Annotated in this window: 5 protein-coding genes and 1 pseudogene; 5 read left to right on the top strand and 1 reads right to left on the bottom strand. The window is 71.1% G+C overall.

Annotation, left to right across the window (positions count from 1 at the left end):
* Positions 1-5: 5 nt before the first annotated feature.
* The 5 genes and pseudogenes from FHR38_RS25580 (at position 6) to FHR38_RS25560 (ending at position 11,175) form a co-directional block, all read left to right on the top strand.
* A complete protein-coding gene (locus tag FHR38_RS25580) occupies positions 6-728 on the top strand; it encodes a DUF6875 domain-containing protein (protein WP_184537045.1) in 723 nt (240 codons plus the stop codon).
* Positions 725-4,051, top strand: coding sequence for a non-ribosomal peptide synthetase (locus tag FHR38_RS25575; protein ID WP_184537044.1), 3,327 nt, complete (start codon positions 725-727; stop codon positions 4,049-4,051). Before FHR38_RS25580 ends, FHR38_RS25575 begins: the two co-directional genes overlap by 4 nt.
* Positions 4,052-4,092: 41 nt before the next feature.
* A pseudogene (locus tag FHR38_RS25570) lies at positions 4,093-8,604 on the top strand (non-ribosomal peptide synthetase); the annotation flags it as partial.
* A gap of 83 nt (positions 8,605-8,687) precedes the next feature.
* On the top strand, positions 8,688-10,070 hold the full coding sequence (locus tag FHR38_RS25565; protein ID WP_184537043.1) for an MFS transporter: 1,383 nt from the start codon (positions 8,688-8,690) through the stop codon (positions 10,068-10,070).
* 52 nt (positions 10,071-10,122) lie between these two features.
* Positions 10,123-11,175, top strand: a complete 1,053-nt coding sequence (locus tag FHR38_RS25560) for a methyltransferase (RefSeq protein WP_184537042.1) — start codon at positions 10,123-10,125, stop codon at positions 11,173-11,175.
* A 174-nt stretch (positions 11,176-11,349) separates the two neighbouring features.
* Here the strand turns inward: FHR38_RS25560 and FHR38_RS25555 are convergent, their stop codons facing one another.
* A complete protein-coding gene (locus tag FHR38_RS25555; RefSeq protein ID WP_184537041.1) occupies positions 11,350-11,940 on the bottom strand; it encodes a hypothetical protein in 591 nt (196 codons plus the stop codon).
* Between the last annotated feature and the right edge of the window lie 274 nt (positions 11,941-12,214).

The following is a 12,214-nucleotide window of genomic DNA, read 5'->3' as shown; positions in this document are numbered from 1 at the left end:
CGCAGATGCTGACCCATCCGAAGAACCCGGCCTACCAGCTCGTGGAAGAGGACGACCTGGCCACCGAACCGGTCGCCCCGTGGCTGGCCGACATGGCCGACCCGCTGCGCTCGGTGTTCCGCTGGGCCCGGGAATACCTGTGCCGCCCCCACGTCGAGCTGGGCCGTAAGGGGCCGGTCTGCCCGTACGCACAGGGGTCCCTGGACCGGCACACCTTCCTGCTCGCCGTACATCGTGGTGCCACGGTCGAACCGGACACTCTGGACGCGCTGCTGCTGGTCTACCGTGACTGGTTCCGCGAGCTGCCGCCGGTCGCCGGCCCGGCGGCTCAGTTCAAGACCATCCTGCTCACCCTGCCGGACCTGCCGGCCGGGACCGCCAACGACATCGTGGACGCCACCCAGGCCCGGCTGAAGCCGCAGTACGTGGCCGAGGGGCTGATGCTCGGCGAGTTCCACGACGGGCCGCCCGACAAGGGCGGGTTGTGGAACGCCGACTTCCGGCCGTTGCACAGTCCGGTGCCGCTGCTGGCGGTGCGGCACATGGTCTCGTCGGACTTCCCGTTCCTGGCCGACGACGCCGACTCCGTCGCCACCTATCTGCGGCTGTTCGGCGCCAACATCCCGACCATCCTGCGCAGCCAGGTCGACGCCGCCGCACGACAGTTCGGCCTCGCCCTGCCCACCCCGGCCCCGGCATCCCGGATCGCCCCCCAGGGAGCGTCATGACCGAACTCGCCCCGCCCGGACCCAATGTCGATCCGGCCCGCCCGGCGACCGACAAGCGGGCGCTGCTGGCCCGGATGCTCACCGAACGAGCCAACACGCCCCGGACCTACCCGGTCTCCTTCGGACAGCAGCGGCTGTGGTTCCTGGACCGGTTCCAGCCCGGGGACCCGGTCTACAACATTCCGGTCGCCTTCCGGCTCCGGGGACCGCTGGACCTCGACGCCCTCCGGGCCGCCCTCTCCCTGATCGTGTCCCGGCACGGTGCGTTGCGTACCACCTTCGCGGACTCCGGAGGTGAACCGGTCCAGGTCGTCCGGCCCACCGTCGACGTCACGCTACCGGTCACCTACCTGACCGCGACTCCGGCCGAGGGCCGGGCGGACGAAGCGACCCGGTTGATGTGGCAGGTGGCCCGAGAACCGTTCGACCTCGCCACCGGCCCGCTGTTCCGGGCCCGGGTGGTCCGGGTCGCCGACGACGACCACTACCTGTCGCTCTGCCTGCACCACATCATCTCCGACGCCTGGTCGCTGGGCGTGCTGTTCCGGGAGCTGAACACCGCGTACGCCGCCCTGCTCGAAGGGCGCGACCCGGAGCTGCCCGCCCTGCCGGCGCAGTACGCCGACTATGCGCTCTGGCAGCGGGAACGGCTAGCCGGCGACGCGCTCCGGGCGCAACTGGACCACTGGCTCGACCAGCTACGGGGTGCACCAGCCCTGCTCACCCTGCCGACCGACCGGCCCCGGCCAGCCGTCGCGTCCTACCAGGGCGCGGTGCACTACTTCGACCTGCCCGCCTCGCTGGCTCGCCGGGTCCAGCAGTTCAACCAGGACACCGGGGTCACCCTGTTCATGACCCTGCTGGCCGGCTTCACCGCCCTGCTGTCGCGCTACAGCGGCCAGGACGACGTGGTGGTGGGCACCCCGGTCGCCGGCCGCAACCACGCCGACCTGGAGCCGCTGATCGGCTTCTTCGTCAACACCCTGGCGCTGCGGGTGTCGCTGACCGGCCTGCCCACCTTCCGGGACCTGGTCGGCCGGGTACGCGAGGCGGCGCTCGGTGGGCTGGCCAACGGCGACGTGCCGTTCGAGAAGCTGGTCGAGGAGCTACAACCGGAGCGCAGCCTGGGCCACGCCCCGGTGTTCCAGACCCAGCTGATCCTCCAGAACGCCCCCGGCGGGGACTTGGAACTGGCCGGCACCACGCTCACCTCGCTGCGGGTGGACAGCGGTACCGCCAAGTTCGACCTGTCCCTGGTGGGCGAGGTGACCCCGACCGGCGGGGTGTGCCTGGCGGTGGAGTACGACACCGCTCTCTTCGACGCGAAGAGCATCGCCCGGCTGGGCCGGCACCTGACCGCCCTGCTGGACGCGGGCACCGCCGACCCGGACCGGCCGGTGGCGGAGATCCCCCTGCTGGCCGGGGTGGAACGCTGGCGGTCGGTGGTGGACTGGAACGCCACGGCCCGCAGCCTGCCTCCGGTCTCCTCGGTGCTGGAACTGCTCCCGACGGAGTCAGCTTCGGCGGCCGTCACCGGGCCGGACGGGGCAGTCGACCTGGCCACCCTGACCGGTCAGGCCGCCCAGCTGGGGCACCTGCTGCGGGCCCGGGGCGTTCGGCCGGACACCCCGGTCGCCCTGTGCCTGGACCGGGGCGTCGGCCTGCTGGTCGGCGTGCTCGGCACCTGGTGGGCCGGGGCCGGCTACCTGCCGCTGGACCCGGCCCTGCCCGAGGAACGGCTGCGCTACATGCTGGCCGACTCCGGCACCCGGGTGCTGGTGACCCAGCGGGCGGTCCGGGAACGACTCGGTGACCTGCTGACCGCCGTACCGGTCGTGGTCTGCCTGGACGACGACGCGGAGGCGCTGGTCACCGCCCCGGCCGACGCCGTGCCGACGCCCGTCCACCCCGACTCGCTGGCCTATCTGATCTACACCTCCGGGTCGACCGGCCGTCCGAAGGGCGTGGCCGTACCGCACCGGTCCGTGGTCAACCTGGTCGCCTCGTTCCACGACGATCTCGGGCTGACCCCCGAGGACCGGTTCGCGGCGGTCACCACGCTCTCCTTCGACATCTCCGTACTGGAGCTGTTGGTGCCGCTGGTCAGTGGCACACCGCTGATCATCGTGGCCGGTGACGAGGTCGGGGACGGTACGTTGCTGCGCCAGCGGCTGCACGACGACGGGATCACCGCGATGCAGGCCACCCCGGCCACCTGGCGGCTGCTGCTGGCCGCCGGCGGGGTGCCGGTCGGTCTGCGGACCCGTCTCTGCGGCGGTGAGGCGCTACCCCGGGACCTGGCCGACGCGCTGATCGCCGACGGCGCGACGCTGTGGAACTGCTACGGCCCGACCGAGACGACGGTGTGGTCGGCGGCGGCTGCGGTGCCGCCCGCGCCGGCCCCGATCGACCTGGGTACGCCGATCGCCAACACCGAACTGTACGTGCTGGACCGGGCCGGCCAGCCGGTGCCGGTCGGCGTGGTCGGCGAGGTGCACATCGGCGGTACCGGCGTCGTACGCGGTTATCACGGCCGGCCGGGGCTGACCGCCTCCCGGTTCGTGCCGGACCCGTTCACCGGTCGGCCCGGTGCTCGGCTCTACGCCACCGGCGATCTGGCCCGGCAGCGCGCCGACGGACGGCTGGAGTTCCTCGGCCGTACCGACCACCAGGTCAAGGTGCGCGGCTTCCGCATCGAGCTGGGCGAGATCGAGGAACAACTGCGCGCCCACGCGCTGGTCGCCGACGCGGTGGTCGGCACCTGGACGGCCGGCTCCGGGGACGCCCGGCTGGTGGCGTACGTGGTGCCCGCGCCCGAGGCCGCCGGTAAGGACGACCTGTGGGCGGTGCTCCGCCCGTGGCTGGCCACCCGACTGCCCGGCTACATGGTGCCCGCGACGCTGGTCAGTTTGCCGGCGCTGCCGGTCAATGCCAACGGCAAGACCGATCGGGGGGCGCTGCCGGAACCGGACTGGCGGGACGGGGTCGCCGCCGAACGGATCGCCCCGCGCACCGCGGTGGAGCACGTGCTGGCGGAGGTCTGGCAGGAGGTCCTCCACCTGCCGGAGGTCGGCGTACACGACGACTTCTTCCGGTTGGGCGGGCATTCGCTGTTGGCCGCGCAGGCGTTGAGCCGGATCGGTGCCGCGTTCGAGATGAACCTGCCGATCCGGGTGCTGTTCGAGGCACCGACCATCGCCGCCATGGCCGAGACGCTGACCGCCCGGGAACCCACCCCCGGCCATCTGGCAAGCGTCGCCGAGCTGCGGCAGGAGCTGGCCGGTATGTCGACCGAGCAGCTCCGCGCGCTGCTGGGCGAGTAGGTGGGGGCGACAATGGAAGGAACGCGACTGTGACGGGCTCGATCGAGGTGGACGCCGCCGAGCGGGAGCGGTTGATCCGCCAACTGCTCGCCCGCCGAGGGGTGGCCGCCGCGAGTCCGGCCAATCCCATCCCCCGGCGCGCGGTGGGTAGCCGGATTCCGCTGTCCCCGCTGCAGGAGGGGATGTGGTTCCTCGACCGGCTCGACCCGGGCAACCCGGCGTACGTGGTGGCGATCCCGGTACGTCTGCACGGCACCGTCGACCGGGCCGCGCTCCAGTCGGCGGTGGACACGGTGGTGGCTCGGCACGAGGCGTTGCGTACGACGTTCAGTGCCCGGGACGGGCACCCCGAGCAGGTGGTGCTCCCCGAAAATGATCCGGCTGGCCGGGTCAGTGTCACCTTCGTGGACCTCGTCGACGTAGTCCCAAACCCGGACCGGGAGGAGCTGGACCCGGACCGGGAGCAGCGGGCTGCGGATCGGGAGGAGCGAGTTGCCGCGCTGCTTCGGACAATGGCCGAGACCGGCTTCGACCTGGCCGACGGGCCGCTGCTACGGGTGCTGCTGGTCCGCCTCGCCGCCGACGAGCACCTGCTCGCGCTGAGTCTGCACCACATCATCAGTGACGAACGGTCGATGGGGATCGTCCTGGACGAGATCCTCGCCGAACACCAGCGGATCGTCGTCGGTGGTCCGGCTCCTGCCCCGCCGACCGTGCAGTACCCCGACTACGTGCTCTGGCACCGGGAGAAGTTCGACGCCGGCGCCGCCGAGCGGCAGCGCCGGTTCTGGTCCGAGCGGCTCGCCGGGGTCTCCGGTCTCCTCGACCTGCCCACCGACCGGCCGCGCCCGCCGGTCCAGACGTTCGCCGGTGCCACCGCCCACTTCTCGATCGACGTCGAGTTGACCACCGCCCTCGACGACCTCGCCCGGCGTACCCGGTGCACCCGTTTCATGATCACCCTGGCTGCGGTGCAGCTGGTGCTCGCCCGCTGGACCGGTCAGGACGACATCTGCGTCGGCTCGCCGGTCTCCACCCGCTCCGGCCCGGAACTCCAGTCGGTGGTCGGACTGATGGTGAACAGCCTGGCGCTACGTACCGACCTCTCCGGTGATCCCACCCTCGCCGAGGCGCTGGACCAGGTGAAGGCGGCCTGCCTCGACTCGCTGGAGAACGTCGACCTTCCGCTGGACCAGGTGGTGCAGCAGGCCGACCTACCCCGTGACCCGAGCCGCAACCCGCTCTTCCAGGTCATGTGTGTGGTCAACCCGGCGGGCGCGAAACGGGAACTGACGGGCCTTTCGGTGCGGCCGGTGACCCTCACCCGGGACACCTCCCGGTTGGACCTGACCCTGGTCGTCTACGAGACCTCGCCCCGCCTGACCGTCATGGTCGACTACAACACCGACCTGTTCGACGCCACCACCATCGAACGGTTCGTCGACCGGTTCCGGCTGATGTTGCGCGCCCTCGCCACTGAGCCCGACCGCCGGCTCTCCGAAGTGGACCTGATCGGTGTCGCCGGGCGAGACGAACTGGCCCGCTGGAACGCCACCGACCGGGACTATCCGGCCGGAACGCTGCACGAGCTGGTCCGGGCTCGGGCCGCCGCCGCACCCGACGTGCCCGCCGTGATCGACGGGGACGACGTGATGTCGTACGGCGAACTGGATCGCCGGTCCGACCAGCTGGCCCACCGGCTGCGTGCCGCCGGGGTGGGGCCGGACGTGCCGGTCGGACTCGCCCTGCCGGCCGGCACGGCGGCGATCACCGGAATCCTCGCGGTACTCAAGGCCGGCGGGGCGTACCTGCCGCTGGACCCGAGCCACCCGACCGCCCGGCTGTTCGGCCTGCTCACCGAGGCGGCTGCCCCGGTGACCCTGGTCGGCCCGGCGGACGTCGACCGGTTCACCGGCTGCCCCGGCACCCTGATCGTGGTCGACCCGAGTGGGATGCCGGCGGCAGAGTCGGCGTCCACGCCGACCCCGGCCGGGCACCCGGACCAGTTGGCGTACGTCATCTACACCTCGGGGTCGACCGGCACGCCGAAGGGCGTGATGGTCAGCCACCGGACGGCGGCCAACCTCGCCCTGGCCTTCGCCGAACTGCACGACATCCGGGCCGGCGATCGGCTGCTGATGCTGCCTCCACTCAGCTTCGACGCCTCGGTCGGTGACATCTTCCCGGCGCTGGTCAGCGGGGCTGTCCTGGTGGTGCACCGGCATCCGGCCGAACTGACCGGGCCGGGTCTGCTGGAGTTCTGCGCCGAACAGCGGATCACCCTGGTGGACGCGCCCGCCGCACTGTGGATCCGGTGGGTCGCCGACCTGGCCGACGCGCCGCCGCAGCCGGAGACCCCGCTGCGGGTGATGATGATCGGCGGCGAGGCCGCGCCCACAGCGGCGGTACGTGATTGGGCCCGCGCCACCGGCGGCCGGGTACGCGTGCACAACCACTACGGACCCACCGAGGCGACGGTCTGCGCCACCACCCATGCCACCACCGACGCCACTGAGCTGCCCGGTCTGAGCCACCTGCCCATCGGCCGGCCGGTGCCCAACGTCCGGGTGCACCTGCTCGACGCGGCGCTGCGGCCGGTGCCGGTGGGGGTCACCGGTGAGGTCTACATCGGCGGCACCGCCCCCGCTCGGGGCTACCTGAACTCCCCCGGCCTGACCGCAGACCGGTTCGTGCCCGACCCGTTCGGGACAGCGGGCGGCCGGCTCTACCGCACCGGGGATCTGGCTCGCCACCGGCCGGACGGGACGCTGGACTTCCTCGGCCGCACCGACCGGCAGGTGAAGATCCGGGGACACCGGATCGAGGTGGGCGAGGTGGAGGCGGCCTGCGCCGCCCAGCCGGGAGTGGCCCGGGCGGCGGTGGTCGTACGCGACGACGGGCAGGGACCCCGGCTGGTCGCGTACGTGGTGCCCGCTGGCGAGCAGCCGCCCAGCCCGGCGACGCTGAAGGCCGGGCTGCGTCAGCGACTACCCGAATACCTGGTGCCGACCGGCTTCGCCATCCTGCCGGAGTTGCCGCTCAACTCGCACGGCAAACTCGACCAGGCGGCCCTGCCGCCGCCGCAGGACGGCGCGGCGGAGTACCAGCCACCGGCCACGGAGACCGAACGGAAGCTCGCCGGCATCTGGGCGGACCTGCTGCGCGGCAATGCTGCCGGGGCCGGTCATCCTGAGCGGCCGCCGGTCGGCCGTCGGGACAACTTCTTCGACCTCGGTGGCCACTCGCTGCTCGCCGGGCCGCTGGCCGCCCGGATCACCGCCACGCTCGGCGTCGACCTGCCGCTGCGGGCCCTCTTCGAGACCGCCGACCTGGCCGGCATGGCCGCCCTGGTCGACGCGGCAGCCACGAAACCGGTCCGGACCGACCGGACCCCGCTGTCGGTGGTACGCGCCGACGCCCAACTGCCCGACGACGTCTGCGCCAACCTGTCGGCCCAGTCACCGGCCCGAGCCGCCGAGGCAGTATTGATCACCGGGGCCACCGGTTTCCTCGGTGCGCACCTGCTCGCCGACTGGTTGGGGCACAGCAGCGCCACGCTGCACTGCCTGGTCCGGGCCGGTACGTCAAACGCAGCCCTCGACCGGGTGCGGGACAACCTGCGGCGGTACGGCCTGTGGCGCGACGAGTACGCCGACCGGCTGGTGGGCGTACCGGGCGACCTCGGCGAGCCGACGTTAGGGCTGAGCCGCCACGACTTCGACGCCCTGGCCGACGGGGTGGACGTCGTGCTGCACAACGGTGGGCTGGTCAACTTCCTCTACCCGTACGAGCGGCTGCGGCCGGCCAACGTCTCCGGAACGGTGGAGGTGCTGCGGCTGGCCGGTGCGGGCCGGCCCAAAGCCCTGAATCTGGTCTCCACCCTCGGGGTGTTCCTCACCCCGGAGCGGCGCGGCGGCGTGGTGCGCGAAAGCGAGCAGCCGGACGACTGCGCCGGTCTCGGCGACGGCTACAACGCGACGAAGTGGGCCTCGGACGCGCTGGTGCGGGCGGCCCGCGACCGTGGACTGCCGGTCAGCGTCCACCGGCCAGCCCGGATCACCGGGCACGCCAACACCGGGGTCGGCAACGCCGACGACTACTTCAGCCGGCTACTCAAGACCTTCGTGCAGCTTGGCGCGGTCCCGGAGATCCGGGACGACCCCGCTGACCTGGCCCCGGTCGATTACGTTGCCGCCGGCATCGGCCACCTGTCCCGGCAGCCCGACCGCTGGGGGCAGGACTTCCACTACTACAACAACCACACGATCTCCTTCCCCGAGCTGGCCGGGGCGCTGGCCGGCTACGGCTACCCGGTGGCGCTGCTGCCGTACGACCGGTGGCGGGCCGCCCTGCTGGACCGGCCGGACGTGGCACTGGCCCCGTTCACCCCGCTCTTCGGGACCGGGGTGCCGGAGCGTACCCAGCCGTACTTCGACTGCTCCGCGACCGAGATGGCGCTGGCACCGGCGGGCATCGTCTGCCCACCGGCGGACGCCGCGCTGATCCACGCCTACCTGGACTGGTACGTCCGCACCGGTTTCCTCGCCCCGCCTCTTCCCCATTCGCCGGCCGGGACCTTCCTCGATCCGCCGGCCCCGAGCACGGCCAGCACCAACGACGCATCCCGGGAGGACCAATGACCGAGCGGGTACGCGCCAAACTGCTGATCACCGTCTGGCTCGGTCAGCTGGTCTCCCTGATCGGCTCCAGCCTGACCGGCTTCGTGCTCGGCGTCTGGGTCTACCAGAAGACCGGCTCGGTCACCCAGTTCTCGCTGATCTTCCTGGCGAACACGCTGCCGGTGGTGCTGATCGCCCCGTTCGCCGGGGTGCTGGCCGACCGCTGGGACCGGCGTCGGCTGATGCTGCTCAGCGACCTCGGCGCCGCCATCGGCACCGCCACCCTGGCCCTGCTGGTGGCCGCCGACAACCTGGCGGTCTGGCACATCTACCTGGCCACCGCGCTGAGCGCGGCCTGCTCGACGGTGCACCAGGTGAGTTACCAGGCGATGACCCCCGCCCTGGTCGGCAAACAGCACCTCGCCCGGTTCAACGGCCTGATGCAGGTCTCCAGGGCGGTGCAGATCGCCGCGCCGCTGCTCGCCGGGACGCTGGTGGTCACCATCGGCATCGGCGGGGTGATGGTGGTCGACCTGGTCACGTTCAGCGTCGCGTCGTTGACGCTGCTGCTGGTCCGGCTCCCCGCCGAGGTCACCCGACCGGCCGGTGCCCGGGATCGGCAACCGGTACTACGGGAGGCCGCTGCCGGTTGGCACTACCTGCGGCAGCACCGTGGACTGTTCCACCTGATGGTGCTCTTCGGGGCGTACAACTTCCTGTTCGGCATCGCCGGGGTGCTGGTGCAGCCGTTGATCCTGTCCTTCGCCTCGGCAGACACCCTCGGTGTGTTGATGTTCGCCGGTGGCGCCGGACTCTTCGTCGGCAGCCTGGTGATGGGTGCCTGGGGCGGTCCGGCCCGGAAGGTCCACGCCATCTTCGGTGGGCTGGCGCTGGGCGGCGTGGCGCTCGTCCTGCACTCGCTGGCCCCGTCGCCGTGGCTGATCGGGGTGGTGGCATCACTGTTCCTGTTCACCCTCCCGGTCGTCAACAGCTCTGCGATGACGCTGGTGCAGACCAAGACCGAGCCGTCCGTACTGGGTCGGGTGCTGGCCGCTGCCCGGGTGATCGGCGACTCCAGCATCCCGTTGGCCTATCTGCTGGCCGGACCGTTGGCCGACGGGGTCTTCGAGCCGTTGATGCGTACCGACGGTGCGCTGGCGGACAGCGTGGGCCGGGTCATCGGCACCGGGGAGGGCCGCGGCACCGCACTGGTCTTCGCCGTGACCGGCGCGCTGATGGTGCTGATCGTCGCCCTCGGCTGGTCGCGTCGTCCGCTGCGCGAGGTGGACCGGTTGCCGGACGCACTACCCGCGTCGACGCCAGCACCCACAAAGGGCGAGTCAGCCGGAGCAGCCGGAGCAGACGAGTCCACCGAGTCAGCCGAGCCGGTACGCGGCTGAACCAAGGCCCTCGCTGTCCTGCCAGTAGTCATCCCACAGAGGAGAAGTGGTCATGCCGGTGCCGTTGTCGCCCGACGAAGCACGCCCGTTCATCGACACCGACCAGGCCCCAGCGGCGCACCTCGACATGCTGAACGCGCTGTCGTTCCGTACCGTCGTCGCCGGGCTACGGCTCGGCGTCTTCGAGGCGCTGGCCGACGGACCGTTGCCGGTGTCGACCCTGGCCGAGCGGACCGGCACCGACCAGTTGGGCCTGCGGCTGCTGGCCGACGCGCTGGTCGGATTCAACTACCTGACCCGATCCGGCACCGACTACGCCAACAGCGCCAACACCACCCGCTGGTTGCTGCGGTCCGCGCCGGACAGCTTCGTACCGGTGTTGTCGTTCTGGGGCACGGTCGTCACCGAGCTCTGGGGCGACCTGGAGACCTCGGTCCGGCAGGGTGGCCCGACCGGCGACTTCTACGCCTGGTTGGAGCAACGGCCGGACACCCTCGCCGACTTCCAGACCATGCTCCGTCGCCTCTCCGGCTGGCTCTCCGAGGAGATCGTGTCGCTGGTGCCCGCTCCGCCCGCCGACGGCCGGGTGTTGGACCTGGGTGGCGGGCACGCTGGCTACACCGTCGCCTTCTGCCAGGCGTACCCGGGTTTGCGCGGCACCGTCGTCGACCTGCCGGGAGCGCTGACCCAGGGGGCCGCCGCAGTCGCCGAAGCCCAGCTCGACGACCGGGTCGAGCTACGTCCCGGCGACCTGCTCACCGCAGACCTCGACCCCGGGTACGACCTGGTGCTGCTCTTCAACATCGTGCACGGGTACGACGAACCGCAACTGGCCGGTCTACTCGATCGGGTGGCGGGCGCACTACGGCCAGGCGGCCGGGTCGTCCTGCTGGAACCGTTGGCGGAGGTGCCGCAGCGCCCGCCGGGCGTGGCCGACTCGTTCGTCCGGGCATTCAGCCTCAACTTGTTCCACACCCAGGGCGGTCGGGCCTACCGTTTCGAGGACCTGGCCAAACTGCTGGCCGCCGCCGGGTTCACCGATGTCGAACAGCATCTACTGACCCGCTCCGACGCGGACCACTTGGTGATCGCCACCAAGCTCTGATCTACCTCGTACTGTGGGCGGATCGGCCGGTACTGGTTCAACCGCCGTCGGCGGAGCCGGTTTCCGAGGATTCTGGTGGCCCGCCGGATCGTACGGACAGCAAACGGCCGGTGGCCGGTCCCCAGGGTTTCGGGGGCCGGCCACCGGCCGTTCACGCGATATGTAAGCCGTACGTCAGCTGTTGTTCCAGTGCTCGGCGACCAGGTCAGCAGCCTGGGTCTCCCACTGCGCATAGTGGAACGGGTACGCCGACACCTGAACCTTCTGCGCCGCCTGCGTCAACGGCATCTCCTGCCAACCGTCAACCTGCTTCAGACCCTTCAGGAACGCCGTCGTCGAGTACTCCGGATCGGTGATCTGCTCCACCGAACCCCAACCCGAAGACGGACGCTGCTGGAACAACCCCTGCGAGTCGTGATCATTCCGGTCACCCAGATGACCCAGGTTCTCCAACTTCGACTCCTGCAGACTCGTCGCGACAGCCACCACAGCAGCCCGCTCGTCCATACCAGCCTTCTTCGTAGCCTTGACGATCTCCTTGACGTTCCCGGTCTGCTCACCGTTCAACGGAATCCGCGACTGCTCACCCTGCACACCGTGCGGGATCAGCTTGTCCTTCGCCGGCTTGTCAGCCTGCACGGCGACACCAGTCGACTTCGGCGACGCGGTGACAGTCTGGTCGGCCAGCGCCGGACCCGCGAACACACCACCGGTGAAAGCAAGACCAGCAGCAGCAAGCACACTCTTACGCAGAATCGTGTTCATGACAAAGCTCCAATACGGGGGAAAGGAAACGCCTCCCGGGGGACAGAAGACGCCAGGGAACACACGCGCAGACACGCGCCACGCTCACCTGAAGAAAAGGGGGGAAAGAACCAGAACGCCACACCCAACCCCAAGGTCCCGGGGCGGGGGCGTAGACAAGATGTAACGACCGGCCGACCGCCAACATTCCACGGTCCCGCAACCCAGCCGGGGTGATCACCCACCCGGGGGTCGCGCTACTCAGCCGTACGCGAGATACAACCACCCGCCGGCC

The organism is Micromonospora polyrhachis (assembly GCF_014203835.1).
GTDB lineage: Bacteria > Actinomycetota > Actinomycetes > Mycobacteriales > Micromonosporaceae > Micromonospora_H > Micromonospora_H polyrhachis.
Note: the sequence above shows the minus strand (reverse complement) of the source record. Positions and strands in the feature narration are given on the sequence as shown.